Raw genomic sequence first — 17,172 nt, 5'->3', positions numbered from 1 at the left:
TGTGCGGCCCCTGATCAAGGTTTCAACCCTGCTTCACTTCACGCATCGGCTTGCCTTTCACCGGCGCATCACCTGCCACATAGTACTTGGCAGTGCTGCGCGGCAGCGGCTTGCGGCCACGGATCTTGTCCGAGATCTTTTCGGCAATCATGATCGTGGTGGCGTTGAGGTTGCCGGTGATGATCAGCGGCATGATCGAGGCATCGACCACACGCAGGCCTTTCATGCCATGCACGCGGCCTTCGCCGTCGACCACTGCCATGTCGTCGGTGCCCATCTTGCACGAGCAGGACGGGTGGAAGGCGGTTTCGGCGTGCTCGCGGATGAACTTGTCCAGCTGCTCGTCGGTTTGCACGTCGGCGCCCGGGCTGATCTCGCGGCCACGGTACGGGTCCAGCGCCGGCTGGGCCATGATCTCGCGGGTCAGGCGGATGCCGTCGCGGAATTCCTGCCAGTCCTGCTCGGTGGACATGTAGTTGAACAGGATGCTCGGGTGCTGGCGCGGGTCTTTCGACTTGGCCTGGATGCGACCACGGGCAGGCGAACGCATGGAACCCATGTGCGCCTGGAAGCCGTGTTCCTTCACGCCGTTGGAGCCGTTGTAGTTAATGGCCACCGGCAGGAAGTGGTACTGAATGTTCGGCCACTTGAATTCAGGGCGGGTACGGATGAAACCGCCAGCCTCGAACTGGTTGCTGGCGCCGATGCCGGTGCCGTTGAACAGCCACTCGGCACCGATGGCCGGCTGGTTCCACCACAGCAGCGATGGGTACAGCGATACCGGCTGGGTGCAGGCGTACTGCAGGTACAGCTCAAGGTGGTCCTGCAGGTTTTCACCAACACCCGGCAGGTCGTGTACAACCGGGATGTCGAGGCTTTCCAGCAGGTGACGCGGGCCGACGCCGGAGCGCTGCAGCAGCTGCGGCGAAGCGATGGCGCCGGAGCTGACGATCACTTCCTTGCGGGCACGGGCTTCAACACGCTCTTCGCTGTCGCCAACCAGGTAGGTCACGCCAACGGCGCGCTTGCCGTCGAACAGGATACGGTCGCTCAGGGCATGGGTGACGATGGTCAGGTTCGGGCGCTTCTTGGCCTGGTCCAGGTAGCCACGGGCGGTGCTGGAGCGGCGGCCGTTCTTGGTGACCGAACGGTCCATCGGGCCGAAGCCTTCCTGCTGGTAGCCGTTGAGGTCTTCGGTGCGCGGGTAACCAGCCTGCACGCCGGCCTCGACCATGGCGTGGAACAGCGGGTTGTTGCCGGCCTTTGGCGTGGCAACGCTGACCGGGCCTTCGCCACCGTGGTAATCGTTCGGGCCGATGTCGCGGGTTTCGGCTTTACGGAAGTACGGCAGGCAATCCAGGTAAGTCCAGTCTTCCAGGCCTGGCAGCTCTGCCCAGCCGTCGAAGTCCATGGCGTTGCCGCGGATGTAGCACATGCCGTTGATCAGCGACGAGCCACCCAGGCCCTTGCCACGGCCACATTCCATGCGGCGGCCGTCCATGTGCGGCTCCGGGTCGGTCTCGTAGGCCCAGTTGTAGCGGCGGCCCTGCAGCGGGAAGGCCAGGGCGGCTGGCATCTGGGTACGGAAGTCGAAGCGGTAGTCGGGGCCACCGGCTTCCAGCAGCAGTACGGTGACGCCGGCGTCTTCGGTCAGGCGGGTAGCCAGGGTGTTACCGGCCGAACCGGCACCGACGATGATGTAATCGAATTCTTGGGACATGAAAGTACCCTCGTGTTGGCGGTGATCAGGGAGCGGGAACGCCCGTGCACAGCGGCACGGGCGTGGCTAGACAGGGCTTAGAAAACCGAGTTGTAGCCGCCCAGCTCTACCTGGACCGACTTGATGCGAGTGTATTGAGCCAGCGAGCTGACGCCGTTCTCACGGCCGACGCCCGACTGCTTGTAGCCACCGACCGGCATTTCGGCCGGCGATTCACCCCAGGCGTTGATCCAGCAGATGCCGGCTTCCAGCTTGTGGATGATGCGGTGTGCGCGGGTGATGTCGTTGGTGCACACACCGGCGGCCAGGCCGTACTCGGTGTCGTTGGCACGACGGATCACTTCTTCTTCGGTCTCGTAGGACAGAATGCTCATGACCGGGCCGAAGATCTCTTCCTTGACGATGGTCATGTCGTCGGTGCAGTCGGTGAACACGGTCGGGGCCACGAAGGCGCCCTTGGCGAAGTCACCTTCGGTCAGACGCTCGCCGCCGCACAGTACGCGGGCGCCTTCTTCTTTACCCTTGGCGATGTAGCCCAGCACGTTTTCCATGTGGGCGAAGCTGACCAGCGGGCCGAAGTTGGTGTTTTCGTCTTCCGGGTTGCCAACACGGATGCGGGCAACGCGCTCGGCGATCTTGGCTTCGAAAGCAGCTTTCATTTCAGCCGGGATGAACACGCGGGTGCCGTTGGTGCACACCTGGCCCGAGCTGTAGAAGTTGGCCATCATGGCGATGTCGGCGGCCTTGTCCAGGTCGGCGTCGGCGCAGATGATCAGTGGCGACTTGCCACCCAGTTCCATGGTGACTTCCTTCAGCGAGGAGCTGGAGGCGCTGGCCATGACTTTCTTGCCGGTGGTGGTGCCGCCGGTGAAGGAGACTTTTTCGATGCGCGGGTGCTCGGTCAGCCAGGTGCCGACTTCGCGGCCGCTGCCGGTCAGAACGTTGAACACGCCATTTGGCAGGCCGGCTTCGGTGTAGATCTCGGCCAGTTTCAGAGTGGTCAGCGAGGTGACTTCCGACGGCTTGAAGATCATCGCGTTGCCGGCGGCCAGGGCCGGGGCGGATTTCCACAGGGCGATCTGGATCGGGTAGTTCCAGGCGCCGATACCCACGGTCACGCCCAGCGGCTCGCGGCGGGTGTAGACGAAGGACGATTCGCGCAGCGGGATCTGCTCGCCTTCGATGGCCGGCACCAGGCCTGCATAGTATTCCAGCACGTCGGCGCCGGTGACGATGTCGACGTAGCGGGTTTCGGAGTACGACTTGCCGGTGTCCAGGGTTTCCAGCTGGGCCAGCTCATCGTTGCGCTCGCGCAGGATGTCGACGGCGCGGCGCAGGATGCGCGAACGCTGCATGGCGGTCATCGCAGCCCAGACTTTCTGGCCACGCTCGGCGCTTTCGACAGCTTTCTCGACGTCAGCCTCGGTGGCACGTTGCACGTGGGCGAGGACTTCGCCGGTAGCCGGGTTGATGGCTTCGAAAGTGGCATCGCTGCCAGCGTCGACGTAAGCGCCATCAATGTAGAGTTTTTGCGTTCCGAAACGGGCCATAGTGTCCTCGCAAGTGCAGTGTGTGGTTTGGCTTGCGCGTCACGCTCCTGCTGGGTTGGCAAGGGCCGTGCGTGCTTGTTCAGCGGCCTGGTCGTTTGTGCCCAGGGTGTGCTGTTTAGCCAGTTGTAGATCCATGTATTCGTAAGCAATCCGTATCGCCTGGCCGGTGTCGAATGCATCACCCGACAGGGCGCCACGCAGCCACAGGCCGTCGATCAGGGCTGCCAGGCCGCGGGCTGCCTTACGCGCATGGTAGAGCGGCAGGGCGCGGCGGAACTGGCAGCACAGGTTGGAATACAAGCGGTGGTCGTTGATCCGCTGCAACCTGTGCAAATCGGGCTGGTGCATGCTGGAAGCCCAGAAGGCCAACCAGGTTTTCATTGCCGGGCCGTTCACCTGGCTGGCATCGAAGTTGCCCTCGATGATCACTTTCAGGTGAGCGCGCGGGCTGTCGTCCGTCAGGGCCTGACGGCGTGCTCTGACGCCTTCGTTGAGCATGCTCATGATGTAACCCATCGTCGCTGCTATCAGGCCGTTCTTGTCCCGAAAGTAGTGACTGATGATGCCGTTCGACACACCGGCCAAACGGGCAATCAGCGCAATGCTGGCGTCCCCCAGACCGACCTGATCGACCGCCTGCAACGTGGCTTCGATCAACTGCTGGCGGCGGATGGGTTGCATACCGACCTTGGGCATCTTGCTATCTCCTCAGGCCTGCGAGCAGACGACGGGCGGCTGACTCGGCGAAGGCCAGTCTATTTTGTTTTGATTGAACGTTCAATCAATAAAGAATAAGCTCTGCGACAATTTGTGCCATTGACAGTTTTTCAGGCGGTCAAGAAGGCACGGATTGACACCCCAGGAAATCGCGTAACCCCCGGAATACAAGGCGTTGACGGGCATGAGCGATGCGAAATGCAGATTCTGCCGTACGGCCACTGGCCCTGCGACAGGCCCTTGGAGCGGGCTGGGTGATCTGTGACGAATGCGCGCACCTCTGCGGATGCGTGGGCATTTTCAGCAGGTCACCTGTCTGTTTTTTTGCAACGTATCGATTCGGGATCACGGTTTCCAGGGTGCTTTTATAACACCTGACGCAGTGGGGATATTCCACCAATTGCTCGGGAAAGAATGATTAGCCTCCACAAAGCCGTACTGCCCGGAGCATTCGTGCAATGAGTTCTGCCTCACTTACCAAGCCCCCCGCCGAGAGGGTACGGGTCAACCGCGTAGTGTTCTTCACCTCCGCGCTGATGATCCTTGTTCTGACTGCCTTGCTGATCGCTGTACCCGATACCGCCGGCCAGGTGCTGGGCGTGGCCCAGAAATGGCTGACGCGTACCTTTGGCTGGTACTACATGCTGGTGATCTGCGGTTACCTGCTGTTTGTCGTCTACCTGGCCTTCTCCGATTACGGCAAGCTCAAGCTGGGTGGCAAGGACGACCAGCCTGACTTCAGCTACGGCGCCTGGGCCGGCATGCTGTTCTCTTCCGGCATCGGCATCTCGCTGCTGTACTTCGGCGCTTCCGAGCCGCTGGACCACTACTTCAACCCACCGGAAGGTACCCCGGCCAGCCTCGAAGCTGCGCGCCAGGGCCTGCAGCTGACCTTCCTGCACTGGGGCCTGCATGGCTGGGCGATCTACGCCCTGGTCGGCCTGGCCGTGGGTTACTTTGCCTACCGTCACAACCAGCCGCTGGCACTGCGCTCGGCGCTGTACCCGCTGGTGGGTGAGCGTTGGGTCAAGGGTGCTGCCGGCAACGCGGTGGACATCTTCGGCATGTTCGTGACCCTGCTGGGCCTGGTGACCAACCTGGGGATCGGCTCGATGCAGGTGTCCTCGGGCCTTGAATACCTGTTCGGCATGGAGCACAGCCAGACCAACCTGTTGGTGGTGATCCTGGTCATGGCGGGCGTGGCTACCGTAGCGGCGGTATCGGGCGTGGAAAACGGCATTCGCCGGCTGTCCAACCTGAACATCCTGCTGTTCAGCGGCTTGCTGCTCTTCGTGCTGCTGGCGGGCAACACCCTGCACCTGTTCAACGGCTTTGTGCAGAACGTTGGCGACTACCTCAACGGCATCGTGCTGAAAACCTTCGACCTGTACGTGTACGAAGGCGAAGCCGGCAAGTCCGAGCGCTGGCTGGGCCTGTGGACCGTGTTCTACTGGGCCTGGTGGATCTCCTGGGGCCCGTTCGTCGGCATGTTCATTGCCCGTATCTCCAAGGGCCGGACCGTTCGCCAACTGGTCAGCGGCGTGCTGTTGATCCCGCTGGGCTTCACCTTGGCCTGGCTGTCGATCTTCGGCAACACCGCACTGGACCTGGTGATCAACCAGGGGGCGGTGGAGCTGGGCAAGACAGCGCTGGAACAGCCGTCAATGTCGATCTACCAGCTGCTGGAATACTTCCCGGCGGCGAAGATCGTGATTGGTGTGGCGGTATTTGTCGGCTTTGTGCTGTTCCTTACCCCGGCCGACTCCGGTGCGGTGATGATGGCCAACCTGTCGTGCAAAGGCGGCAAGGTCGACGAAGACGCCCCGCACTGGATGGTGGTGTTCTGGTCGGTGGTCATCACCCTGGTCACCATCGGCCTGCTGTTTGCCGGCAACTTCGAAGCCATGCAGACCATGGTCGTGCTGGCGGGCCTGCCGTTCTCGGTGGTGCTGGTGCTGTTCATGTTCGGCCTGTACAAGGCCATGAAGCAGGACGTTGCAGTAGAAAGCGAACGCGCCGAGCTGGCCGCCCGTGGCCGTCGCGGTTTCAGCGAGCGCCTGACCCAGCTGGAGCTGCAACCGACCCAGGCTGTGGTGCAGCGCTTCATGGACAAGCAGGTCAGCCCGGCGCTGAAAGAAGCGGCCGCGCAGTTGCAGACCCTTGGCTTCGAGGTGGAAACCCGCGTTGGCCAGTCGCGCAACATGATGGGCCTGCGGGTGATAATGGACGAGGGTAACCCGTTCGTTTACGAAGTGAGCCTGGACGGCTATATGGCCGCGCCGAGCGAGGCGCCGGTTGAAGGCGAACCGGAAGTGCGTCAGCGCTACTACCGTGCCGAGGTGTACCTGCACGATGGCAGCCAGGAGTATGACCTGATGGGCTTTGCGCCAGAGCAGATCGTGCGTGATGTGCTGGATCAGTTCGAAAGCCACCGCCAGGTGCTGGGGCGTGTGTACAGCTGATTGCTGTTGATGCAAACAAAACCCCGCTCACTGAGCGGGGTTTTTTATTGGGGCTGCAAAGCAGCCCCAGCTTCTCAGCGATTGGTGTAGCGGCCATTCTTGCCATGCCCAGGCATCGCCAGGTTGCTGCGCAAGGCGATCATCTGGCTGAGCCTGATCAGTTCGATGCCCTGGCCCTTGAGCTGTGGCAGTGCCCGTTCCAGCACTTCGAGGGTTTGTGGGTAAGGATGCCCGATCAATACTGCCGACCCTTGCTTGCGCGCCAGGGCGATGCCTTGCTGCAACTGCCCAGTGATCGCCTCGGTAGTGCGCACATCGTCGAGGAACACATCACGCGAAACGTGGGCCAGGCCAATGCGCTGGGCCTCGGCTGCGGCCACGGTGGCGGCGCTGGTGCGGCTGTCGACGAAGAACAGGTGGCGTTGCTGCAGTTCACCCATCAACCAGGCCATCGGTTCGCGCTGCGCCGTCATGCGGCTGCCCATGTGGTTGTTGATGCCGGCGGCGTAGGGCACCTTCGCCAAGGCAGCCTCCAGGCGGCGGGCCAGTTCGTCGATGGTGATGCCCGGGTGCCAGGCATAGGGCCCGGTGGCCGGGTCCATGGGCATGTGCAGGATCACCGTCTTGCCGGCCTTGTGGGCTTGGCGGGCGAAGTCGCTGGCGTGCGGGGTGTCGGGCATGATCGCCATGGTCACCGGCCCAGGCAGGGCAAGGGTTCGGCTGTCACGGTCGGGGCTCTGGCCCAGGTCGTCGATGATGATGCTCATGTAGGCCTTGCCGGCCGGCGCCGCTTGCGCGACCCCGGCCAACAGGCAGAACAACAGACACAGCAGGTAACGCATCGTGTGGATCATTTGCCCGAGGTGATGTTCAGCCCTTTGAGCAGGCTCAGGGCCTGGCTCAGCTGGAAGTCATCGTCCTGCGGGCGTTCTTTGCGCTTGCTGCTGCCGGTCGGTCGGTCGGCGCCGCCGTTGCCGTTGCCCAAGTGGCCCTGCAGGTCGGCTTCCTTGAAGTTTTCGCTGTCGACTTCGGCGGTGAGCTTGGCCGGGCGCACTTCGATGTCCGGCACGATGCCCTGGGCCTGGATCGAGCGGCCGTTGGGGGTGTAGTACAGCGCGGTGGTGAGCTTCAGGGCGCGGTCGTTGGCCAGCGGCAGCACGGTCTGCACCGAGCCTTTGCCGAAGCTGTCGGTACCCATCAGCACGGCGCGCTTCTGATCCTGCAGGGCACCGGCGACGATCTCGGAGGCCGAGGCACTGCCGCCGTTGATCAGCACCACCAGTGGCACGCCTTCGCTGGCGTCGGCCGGGTCGGCCGAGAAGCGCAATTCGGAGTTGGCGATACGGCCCTTGGTGTAGACGATCAGGCCCTTGGTCAGGAAGTGGTCGGCCACTTCTACCGCCGACTGCAGCACGCCGCCCGGGTTGTTGCGCAGGTCCAGCACTACCCCGCGCAACTTCTTGCCGTTGTCCTTGCGCAGCTTGGCCAGCGCCTTGCCCACTTCGTCGCCGGTCTTGACCTGGAACTGGGTGATGCGGATGTAGCCGTAGTCGTTCTCCAGCAACTGGCTCTTCACGCTCTTGACCTGGATGACCGCGCGGGCCAGCGTCACGTCGAACGGATTGCCGCCGTCGCGCACCAGGGTCAGGGTGATCTTCTCGCCGATCTTGCCGCGCATCTTGTCGACCGCTTCGGTCATGGTCTGGCCACGGGTCGGGGCGCCGTTGATCTTGACGATCAGGTCGCCCGCCTGCACACCGGCACGCGAAGCCGGGGTGTCGTCGATTGGCGAGACCACCTTGATGAAGCCGTCTTCCTGGCCCACCTCGATGCCCAGCCCGCCGAACTCGCCGCTGGTGCTTTCCTGCAGCTCCTGGAAGTCCTCGGGGCCGAGGTAGGCGGAGTGCGGGTCGAGGTTGCTGAGCATGCCCTTGATGGCGTTTTCCAGCAGGGTCTTGTCATCCACCGGTTCGACGTAGGCAGCCTTGATGCGGTCCATGACCTCGGCGAAGGTGCGCAGCTCTTCCAGCGGCAGCGGCGCCTTGGCGGTCACCTCGGTGGCTGGCACCGCGGCGGCCTTGGCCGGCTCTGCGGCGGTGGCCAGGGGCGCGCCGACCGCCAGGGCGATGGACAGGGCCAGCTGGGTGAGACGAGGCGAGTGCAGCATGTCGAACGAACTCCTGATCCTGTAAGCGCTCCCTGGGGAGCATCGGCGCAGCATTCAGGCTACGCCGTAGAAATTTGACTAGCCCCGGCACCACTGCGAAGGGTCGGTAGGCCGACCCTGCTGGCGGATGGCGAAGTACAAGCCTGCCGCGTCCTGGCCACCGCTGTCGCCAACGGTGGAAATGGCTTCACCGGCCTTGACGATATCACCGGCGCTCTTGAGCAGGCTCTGGTTGTGGCCGTACAGGCTCAGGTAACCGTTGCCATGGTCGAGAATGACCAGAAGCCCGGCGCCGCGCAACCAGTCGGCGAACACCACGCGCCCGCCGTGCACCGCACGTACCTGGGTGCCCGGGTTGGCGCTGATCATCACCCCGTCCCACTTTGCACGGGCGTCGCTGCCGCGGGCATCACCGAAGCGTGCCAGCAATCGACCGTTCACAGGCCATGGAAGTTTTCCCCGCGCCGAAGAAAATGCGCCGCCGTAGCTTGCGCCGTCGGTGGAAACCATCGGGCCGAGGGTGGTGCGGGCCTTTTTCGGTGGTTCCACGGGTTCCTTTGCCTGTTCGCGGGCAGCAGCGGCGGCCAGGGCTTCCTGCTGGCGGCGTTTTTCCGCTTCCTGCTGGGCCAGCAAGGCTTTCTTGCGCGCTTCTTCAGCTTCGCGGGCCTGCCGGGCCAGGGTTTCCTCAATGGTCTTGAGGACTTTGGACAGGTCGGCCTGGTCCTGCTCGCGGGCCTGCAACTTCTGGTCGCGGTCCTTCATGTCGCCATTGAGCTTGGCCAGCACCTGCTGGCGCTTGCCTCGCTCGGCTTCCAGGGCCTGGCGGCGGCTGTCGAGGTCGGCGCGCTGGGCCAGCAACTGTTGCTGCTGGCCGGCAATGTCCTGTTCGACGTTGGCCAGCTGGCGCAAGGTCTCGTTGAAGGTGCGCAATTGCTCCAGGCGCGCCTTGCTCAGGTAATCGTAGTAGGTGAGGGTGCGCGCGAACTTCTCGGGGTTCTGCTGGTTGAGCAGCAGCTTGAGGTATTCCTCGCGGCCGTTGTTCTGGTAGGCCGACCGGGCCTGAATGGCGATCAGTCGCTGTTGTTCAACGCGGGCGCTCTGGAGTTTTTTTTTCTCGGTTTCAAGGCGCTCCAGATCGCCCTCGGTCTTTTTTAGTTCTTGCTGCAGAGCCTCCACCTGCTTTTCGAGGTTGCCGATGTCGGTCTCGGTGGCTTTGAGGTCCTTTTGCACACCGGCCTTTTCTTCCTGGAGCTTGCCCAGCGTCTTCTTGAGCTCGGCAATATCCTGGCGGGTGGCGTCCAGTTGCTGCTGGGTCTGCGCACGCTCATCGGCGAAGGCCGGGCTGAGCAGGCAAGACAGGGCGAGTAGGATCAGGGCGCGAAGCATGGGGTTTGGCGTACCAAGGATGGAGACTGGCCTAGTATGCCCGCCCGGGCAGGCAAAAAAAACGCCTCGCTGCGGGTGCAGGGGGGCGTTGGTCTGGAATTCATGTGCAATCGGGGCCGCGAAGCGGCCCCGATACACCGGATCAGGCGTCGACCAGGATCGACGTACCGGTCATTTCCACCGGCTTTTCCAGCCCCAGCAGCTTCAGCATGGTCGGCGCCACGTCGGCCAGCACACCACCATCGCGTACCGTGACGTTGCGCTTGCCCACATAAATGAACGGCACCGGCTCGGTGGTGTGCGCGGTGTGCGCCTGGCCGGTGCATTCGTCTTCCATCTGCTCGACGTTGCCGTGATCGGCGGTAATCAGCGCTTCGCCGTCTACCTTTTCCAGCGCTTCGACAATGCGCCCTACACAGGTATCCAGCGCTTCGACTGCCTTGACCGCAGCCTCGAACACGCCTGTGTGGCCAACCATGTCGCCGTTGGCGTAGTTGACCACGATCACGTCGTACCGCTGCTGTTCGATAGCTTCGACAATGCGATCGGTCACCTGCGGTGCGTTCATTTCCGGCTGCAGGTCGTAGGTGGCGACCTTCGGCGACGGGATCAGGATGCGTTCTTCGCCTTCGAACGGCTCTTCACGCCCGCCCGAGAAGAAGAAGGTAACGTGGGCGTACTTCTCGGTCTCGGCGATGCGCAGCTGGGTCTTGCCGTTCTTGGCCAGGTACTCGCCCAGCACATTGTTCAGGCTGGAAGGTGCAAAGGCCGCCGGGGCCGGGATCTTGGCCGAGTACTGGGTCAGGCCGATATAGGCCGCCAGTTTTGGCAGGCGGGCACGTGGGAACTCGTTGAAATCGGTTTCGACGAACGCACGCGACAGCTCGCGAGCGCGGTCGGCGCGGAAGTTCATGAAGATCACGGCATCGCCGTCTTCAACCTTGACCGCTTCCCCAATGCGCGTGGCCTTGACGAACTCGTCGCTCTCGTCACGGGCGTAGGCCGCTTCCAGGCCGGCCTGGGCGGTGTCGGCGGTGTACTCGGCGGCGCTGTCGACGATCAGGTTGTAGGCGGCGCTGACGCGGTCCCAGCGGTTGTCGCGGTCCATGGCAAAGTAGCGGCCGATCAGGGTGGCGATGCGGCCCTTGCCCAGCTTGGCGAAGGTGCCGTCGAGCAGTTCGATGGACGACTGCGCGCTGCGTGGCGGGGTGTCGCGGCCGTCGAGGAAGGCGTGCAGGTAGATCTTTTCTGCGCCGCGCTGCGCAGCCAGTTCGGCCATGGCTACCAAGTGGTCCTGGTGGCTGTGCACGCCACCATCAGACAGCAGGCCGAGGATGTGCACGGCCTTGCCGGCATTGGTTGCATGGTCCACGGCGCCGGTGAGCACCGGGTTTTCGAAAAACTCGCCATCGCGGATCGCTTTGGTGACGCGGGTGAAGTCCTGGTAGACGACGCGGCCGGCCCCCAGGTTCATGTGACCGACTTCGGAGTTGCCCATCTGCCCGTCCGGCAGGCCGACATCCATGCCCGAGCCGGAAATGAGGCCATGCGGCCGGGTGGCGCGCAGGCGATCATAGACCGGTGTGTTGGCGGCAAAGATGGCGTTGTGTTCGGGGATATCGCTGTGGCCGAAGCCATCCAGGATGATCAGGACCAGGGGTTTGGGTGTACTCGTCATCAATCAAACTCACGGTTGTTCAAAGATGATAAAGACACGCATTTTAGGGCAAATACGCCAGCTGCGGCGAATAATCGTCCTGTTCCCTGACCAGCGCGGCCCGTGCGGCAAGATGAAGGTACTTTTGCGGCCGGCCCGTCGGGCTTTGGTGGTACTGGGGGGCTGTGTATACTGGCCGGCATTTTCAATCGCCTGGAACACCGCTGATGGTTGCTCACCTGATTCAATTCGCGACAGATCACTACATCCTGGTTGCGATCTTCGTTGTTCTGCTGGTCCTGCTGCTGCTCAATGAAATCCGCCGTGGCGGCCAGAGCCTGAGCAATGGCCAACTGACCGCACTGGTCAACGCCGACAAGGGTCTGGTCATCGACATCCGTACTGCCAAGGAATACGCCGCCGGCCACATCGTCGGTGCCATCAACATTCCGCAGGACAAGCTGGCCGCCCGCATGAGCGAGCTGGACAAGCACAAAGAGAAGACCCTGATCGTCGTCGACGCGATGGGCCAGCAGTCCGGCACCCACTGCCGCGAACTGCTCAAGGCTGGTTACACCGCCGCCAAACTGAGCGGTGGCGTTTCCAGCTGGAAAGCCGATAACCTGCCCCTGGTGAAGTGATATGAAGCCCGTCATCGTCTATTCCAGCGACTACTGCCCCTACTGCATGCGCGCCAAGTACCTGCTCGAGAGCAAGGGCGTGGCCTTCGAGGAAATCAAGGTCGACGGCAAGCCGCAGGTTCGTGCCGAGATGAGCCAGAAGGCCGGCCGTACGTCGGTGCCGCAGATCTGGATCGGCAGCACCCATGTCGGTGGATGCGATGACCTCTATGCCCTGGAGCGCGCCGGCAAGCTCGACGCGCTGCTGGCGGCCTGATTTGCACTGCATTCAAAAACATTAGGATAAGGACCTGCCATGACTGACCAACAGACCAACGGCGCTGCTGCAGAAGACAACAGCCCTCAGTTCTCCCTGCAGCGCATCTATGTGCGCGACCTGTCGTTCGAGGCCCCGAAAAGCCCGCAGATCTTCCGTCAGACCTGGGAGCCTAGCGTTGCGCTGGACCTGAACACCAAGCAGAAAGCCCTGGAAGGTGACTTCCACGAAGTGGTGCTGACCCTGTCGGTAACCGTCAAGAACGGTGACGAAGTGGCTTTCATTGCTGAAGTGCAGCAGGCCGGTATCTTCCTGATCGCCAACCTGGATGCGGCTTCGATGAGCCACACCCTGGGTGCGTTCTGCCCGAACATCCTGTTCCCGTACGCCCGCGAGACCCTGGACAGCCTGGTGACCCGTGGTTCGTTCCCGGCCCTGATGCTGTCGCCGGTCAACTTCGACGCCCTGTACGCGCAGGAAATGCAGCGCATGCAGGAAGCCGGCGAAGTGCCGACTGTGCAGTAATCACTGCCGGTATCAAGAAAGCGCCTCTCGGGGCGCTTTTTTGTTGCCCGCGAAAGGGCCCTTGCAGGCAAAGATCAGCTACCGGCAAACCCGTTTTGCCGCCAGGCCTCATACACTGTCACTGCCACAGTATTGGACAGGTTCAGGCTGCGGCACCCCGGCCGCATCGGCAGGCGCAAGCGTTGTTCGGCCGGCAGGCTGTCCAGCACCTCGGCCGGCAACCCGCGGCTCTCTGGCCCGAACAGAAAGGCGTCGCCCGGCTGATAGGCCACTTCATGGAACGGGTGCGAGCCCTTGGTGGTAAAGGCGAACAGCCTTGGATTACCGAGGCTTTCCAGGCATCCGGCCAGGCTCTCATGGCGCTTGAGCGTGGCATACTCATGGTAATCCAGCCCAGCGCGACGCAGGCGCTTGTCATCCAGTTCGAAGCTGATGGGTTCGATCAGGTGCAGGTCGCAGCCGCTGTTGGCGCACAGGCGAATGATGTTGCCGGTATTCGGCGGAATTTCTGGTTGAAAAAGGATGACGTGAAACATGCACGGCTCCAAGCGTGAAGATGACGGGCATTCTACTCCTGAACCGGACGTGCGTTCGAAGGCCTTCCCTCGGGTAATGCTGTCACTGGCGATTGTCGGTTTGATGGTAGGGCTGATGATTGGCCGCCTGACCGCGCCCGACGAGCGTGAGCTCCAGCAGGTGGAGGTGGTGCAGGATGGCCTGACGTTGTGGTTCAACGAAGAACCCAAGCTGCATGGCGAGAATGTGGAAGGCACGGTTGCGCTGCTGTTCCAGGCCCAGGGCAAGAGCCAGCAAGGGCAATTGAGCCTGGAAGGCAAACCGGTCAGCTGGCGGGTGCAGAAGAGTGACGAAGGGTTGCTGCTGACGGTGATTGCCGCGCGTCCCCTGCACGGCGAGTGGGCCGGTGCAGAGGACGATGGGCGTTGGCGGGTGCAGGTGAAACTGCACGAATAAAAGAGGGGATATCCCGGCCTGCCTGTACCAGGGTCCCCAAAAGGGGTTACTGCGTATAAAGGGGGGATGACCCGGCCTGCCTGTACCGAGGTCCCCAAAACGGGCGGTGCTGCGAATAAAAGAGGGGTTCACCCGGCCTGCCTGTACCAGGGCCCCCGAAACTGGGTATGTATTAGCTATTGCAGGGGGCGTGCCAATTTTGCAAAGCCCGTGAATGTTGGGCTTTGAGGGGGATTTGGCCGGGTTTTGAGGGGATTTGTGCCTTCCAGAGGTGCATCGGGCACAGGATCGGTGCATCGGGGGCTGAAATAGCTGGGGCCGCTTTGCGGCCCTTTCGCGGCACAAGGCCGCTCCTACAGGAGAAAGCGAACCCCTGTAGGAGCGGCCTTGTGCCGCGAAAGGGCTGCAAAGCAGCCCCAGGAGATTACGGGTTTACCGATAAGTCAGTGCTCGTCACCTTCCTCGTCATCCCCACCCGCCACATTCATGCCCAGCTCCTTGATCTTGCGCGTCAAGGTATTACGCCCCCAACCCAGCAACAGCGCCGCATCCCGGCGCCGTCCGGCGGTGTGCTTGAGCGCCGTCTCGATCATGATCCGTTCAAAACTCGGCACCGCGCTGTCCAGCAGGCTCGACTGCCCGCGTGCCAGCGCCTGGTCGGCCCACTGGCGCAGGGCCTGCTCCCAGTTGGTTACCGGTGCGGCATCCTGTGGCAGGTTCAGCAGCTCGGGCGGCAGGTCGCCGATCAGCACCTCGCGGCTGGAGGCCATCACGGTGATCCAGCGGCAGGTGTTTTCCATCTGCCGCACATTGCCTGGCCACGGCAGGTTGCGGATGAACTCTTCGGTTTCCGGCTTGAGGATCTTCGGCTCGACTGCCAGCTCTTGCGCGGCGCGGGCGAGGAAGTGGCGGGCGAGGGCAGGGATGTCCTCGCGGCGGTCGGCCAGCCGCGGAATGTGGATGCGGATCACGTTCAGGCGGTGGAACAAGTCCTCACGGAACTTGCCCGCCTGCACCAGCGACTCCAGGTTCTGGTGGGTCGCAGCGATGATGCGCACGTCGACCTTGACCGGCACATGGCCGCCAACGCGGTAGAACTCGCCATCGGCCAGCACCCGCAGCAGGCGGGTCTGGGTGTCGGCGGGCATGTCACCGATTTCGTCGAGGAACAAGGTGCCGCCATCCGCCTGTTCGAAGCGGCCCCGGCGCAGGTTGGCAGCACCGGTGAAAGCACCTTTCTCATGGCCGAACAGCTCGGACTCCATCAAATCCTTCGGGATGGCCGCCATGTTCAGGGCAATGAACGGCGACGCTGCACGCGGGCTGTGACGGTGCAAGGCGTGGGCGACCAGCTCTTTGCCGGTACCGGACTCGCCGTTGATCAGTACGGTGATGTTGGAATGGCTGAGGCGGCCGATGGCGCGGAACACCTCCTGCATCGCCGGGGCTTCGCCGATGATTTCCGGTGTGCGCGCCAGGTTCTGCGGCACATCCAGGCCTTGCTGTTCCTGGGCGTGCTGGTTGGCGCGCTTGACCAGCGAGACGGCTTCGTCCACATCGAACGGCTTGGGCAGGTACTCGAAGGCACCGCCTTGGTACGACGCCACGGCGCTGTCGAGGTCGGAATGGGCGGTCATGATGATGACCGGCAGGCGCGGGTGGTGTTCGCGGATCTGTGCCAGCAGGTCGAGGCCACTGGCGCCCGGCATGCGGATATCGGAAATGATCACGTCCGGCTGCTGGCGTGCCAGGCGGCCCATCACGCCATCTGCGCTGTCGAAGCTCTGGGTGGTCATGCCTTCTTGTTGCAGGGCTTTTTCCAGGACCCAGCGGATGGAGCGATCATCGTCGACGATCCATACGGTTTCACTTCGGCTCATGAGGCGTTGGCTCCTTGTTCCAGGGGCAGGTAGATCGAGAAGGCGGTGTGGCCTGCGTGGCTTTCGCACTCGATCAGGCCCTGGTGCTGGCTGATGATGTTCTGGGTAATGGCCAGGCCCAGCCCGGTACCGTCCGGGCGGCCGCTGACCATGGGATAGAAGAGGGTGTCTTGCAGTTCCGGCGGAATGCCCGGGCCGTTATCGATGATCTCCACCCGCGCGACCAGGCGATGGCGAACATGGCCGATGGTGAACTGGCGCAAGGCGCGGCTGCGCAGGGTGATGCGGCCCAGGCGCAGTTCGTTCTGCGAACTGATCGCCTGCATGGCGTTACGCACGATGTTGAGCATGGCCTGGATCATCTGCTCGCGGTCGATCAGCACGTCCGGCAGGCTTGGGTCGTAATCGCGCACCAAAGTGATGCAGCCCTGGCTTTCGGCGTCGACAAGGCTGCAGACCCGCTCCAGCACTTCGTGGATGTTGGTCATGGCCAGCGATGGCAGCTTGTTCGAACCGAGCATGCGGTCGACCAGGTTACGCAGGCGGTCGGCCTCTTCGATGATCACGTTGGTGTAATCGCGCAGGCCTTCTTCGGGTAACTCGCGGGCCAGCAGCTGGGCCGCGCCGCGAATGCCGCCGAGCGGGTTCTTGATTTCGTGGGCCAGGCCGCGCACCAGCATCTTGGTGGTTTCCTGTTTGCTCAGCTGGGCCTCTTCCTTGGTGATGCGCAGCAGCCGGTCGCGTGGGTGCACCTCCAGCAACAGCAGGGTCTGGCCCTGGTTCAGGATGGGCGTTACCGCGTAGTCGACGGTGATGGTCTGCCCGGTCAGCGAGGTGAGCTGCGCTTCGCGCTTGGTGAACGGGTGCGCCTGCTCCACCGCCTGGCGCAACGAGCTGAGCGCTTCGGTCGATTCGGTAAACAGTTCGCTGATGAACTGCCCATGGCTACGTTGACCACTAACGGCCAGTAGCATTTCCGCGGCCGGATTCATGTACTCCAGGCGCAGCTCGGCGTTGAGCAGCAACGTGGCGGTGGTCAGGTTGTCCAGAAGCAGACGGTGCTGCGCATCGCTGATGGTCATAAGGCGTCGTTGACCTCTTTTGGCGCTTGCCTGGCACTTATTTGGCCAGGTCCGGGCTCGGGGTGCATCTGCTGATGCCAGTCTCTCTACAGAAAAATGCAAGAAACAAACCAAAGCTCCGAAAAGAAGCGGGATTTGCCGATAAAGGCCTGGATCT

The 17,172-nt window shown here is 62.8% G+C and carries 15 protein-coding genes; 5 read left to right on the top strand and 10 right to left on the bottom strand.

The annotated features are described in order from the left end of the window. Positions 1-22: 22 nt before the first annotated feature. From betA to betI, 3 genes are all read right to left on the bottom strand, one after another. Positions 23-1,720: a choline dehydrogenase gene (gene betA / locus SB765_RS06220; RefSeq protein WP_341796993.1), complete on the bottom strand. Its 1,698-nt coding sequence runs from the start codon at positions 1,718-1,720 to the stop codon at positions 23-25. A gap of 77 nt (positions 1,721-1,797) precedes the next feature. Continuing rightward, positions 1,798-3,270, bottom strand: coding sequence for a betaine-aldehyde dehydrogenase (gene betB / locus SB765_RS06215; protein WP_016502024.1), 1,473 nt, complete (start codon positions 3,268-3,270; stop codon positions 1,798-1,800). A gap of 39 nt (positions 3,271-3,309) precedes the next feature. Further along, positions 3,310-3,966, bottom strand: a complete 657-nt coding sequence (gene betI / locus SB765_RS06210) for a transcriptional regulator BetI (protein WP_016502023.1) — start codon at positions 3,964-3,966, stop codon at positions 3,310-3,312. Positions 3,967-4,502: 536 nt separating this feature from the next. Here betI and SB765_RS06205 point away from each other — a divergent pair. Beyond that, complete coding sequence (locus SB765_RS06205; protein WP_410931184.1) at positions 4,503-6,449, top strand: BCCT family transporter; 1,947 nt, start codon at positions 4,503-4,505, stop codon at positions 6,447-6,449. Between the two features lie 74 nt (positions 6,450-6,523). Here the strand turns inward: SB765_RS06205 and SB765_RS06200 are convergent, their stop codons facing one another. The 4 genes from SB765_RS06200 to gpmI form a co-directional block, all read right to left on the bottom strand. Continuing rightward, positions 6,524-7,291: a divergent polysaccharide deacetylase family protein gene (locus SB765_RS06200; RefSeq protein WP_410931085.1), complete on the bottom strand. Its 768-nt coding sequence runs from the start codon at positions 7,289-7,291 to the stop codon at positions 6,524-6,526. Positions 7,292-7,299: 8 nt separating this feature from the next. Then, a complete protein-coding gene (locus tag SB765_RS06195; RefSeq protein ID WP_410931084.1) occupies positions 7,300-8,616 on the bottom strand; it encodes a S41 family peptidase in 1,317 nt (438 codons plus the stop codon). Positions 8,617-8,694: 78 nt separating this feature from the next. Then, on the bottom strand, positions 8,695-10,002 hold the full coding sequence (locus SB765_RS06190; RefSeq protein ID WP_410911017.1) for a murein hydrolase activator EnvC family protein: 1,308 nt from the start codon (positions 10,000-10,002) through the stop codon (positions 8,695-8,697). A 142-nt stretch (positions 10,003-10,144) separates the two neighbouring features. Continuing rightward, on the bottom strand, positions 10,145-11,680 hold the full coding sequence (gene gpmI / locus SB765_RS06185) for a 2,3-bisphosphoglycerate-independent phosphoglycerate mutase (RefSeq protein WP_341796990.1): 1,536 nt from the start codon (positions 11,678-11,680) through the stop codon (positions 10,145-10,147). A 206-nt stretch (positions 11,681-11,886) separates the two neighbouring features. Here gpmI and SB765_RS06180 point away from each other — a divergent pair, with 206 nt between their 5' ends. From SB765_RS06180 to secB, 3 genes are read left to right on the top strand one after another with little or no spacing between them, the layout of a single operon-like run. Then, positions 11,887-12,300, top strand: coding sequence for a rhodanese-like domain-containing protein (locus SB765_RS06180; RefSeq protein ID WP_016502017.1), 414 nt, complete (start codon positions 11,887-11,889; stop codon positions 12,298-12,300). A gap of 1 nt (position 12,301) precedes the next feature. Continuing rightward, positions 12,302-12,556 (top strand): glutaredoxin 3, encoded by a 255-nt coding sequence (gene grxC / locus SB765_RS06175; RefSeq protein WP_003249204.1) that lies wholly within the window; start codon positions 12,302-12,304, stop codon positions 12,554-12,556. Between the two features lie 39 nt (positions 12,557-12,595). Further along, positions 12,596-13,081: a protein-export chaperone SecB gene (gene secB, locus SB765_RS06170; protein WP_016489596.1), complete on the top strand. Its 486-nt coding sequence runs from the start codon at positions 12,596-12,598 to the stop codon at positions 13,079-13,081. A 74-nt stretch (positions 13,082-13,155) separates the two neighbouring features. On the opposite strand, the gene trmL is transcribed toward secB, so the two are convergent. Then, positions 13,156-13,617 (bottom strand): tRNA (uridine(34)/cytosine(34)/5-carboxymethylaminomethyluridine(34)-2'-O)-methyltransferase TrmL, encoded by a 462-nt coding sequence (trmL, locus tag SB765_RS06165; protein WP_013974580.1) that lies wholly within the window; start codon positions 13,615-13,617, stop codon positions 13,156-13,158. On the opposite strand from trmL, the gene SB765_RS06160 reads away from it, so the two are divergent. Beyond that, a complete protein-coding gene (locus SB765_RS06160; RefSeq protein WP_341796989.1) occupies positions 13,616-14,053 on the top strand; it encodes a hypothetical protein in 438 nt (145 codons plus the stop codon). The genes trmL and SB765_RS06160 overlap by 2 nt on opposite strands. Before the next feature lie 443 nt (positions 14,054-14,496). On the opposite strand, the gene ntrC is transcribed toward SB765_RS06160, so the two are convergent. Then, entirely contained in the window at positions 14,497-15,933 is a 1,437-nt protein-coding gene (gene ntrC / locus SB765_RS06155; RefSeq protein WP_341796988.1) for a nitrogen regulation protein NR(I), read from the bottom strand. Beyond that, positions 15,930-17,015 carry a nitrogen regulation protein NR(II) gene (gene glnL / locus SB765_RS06150; RefSeq protein ID WP_341796987.1) on the bottom strand — a complete coding sequence of 362 codons (1,086 nt, stop codon included), beginning with the start codon at positions 17,013-17,015 and terminating at the stop codon, positions 15,930-15,932. The genes ntrC and glnL overlap by 4 nt, the downstream gene beginning before the upstream one ends. Positions 17,016-17,172: the final 157 nt, after the last annotated feature.

It is taken from the genome of Pseudomonas sp. SIMBA_067, assembly GCF_046534675.1.
Classification (GTDB): Bacteria; Pseudomonadota; Gammaproteobacteria; order Pseudomonadales; family Pseudomonadaceae; genus Aquipseudomonas; species Aquipseudomonas putida.
Note: the sequence above shows the minus strand (reverse complement) of the source record. Positions and strands in the feature narration are given on the sequence as shown.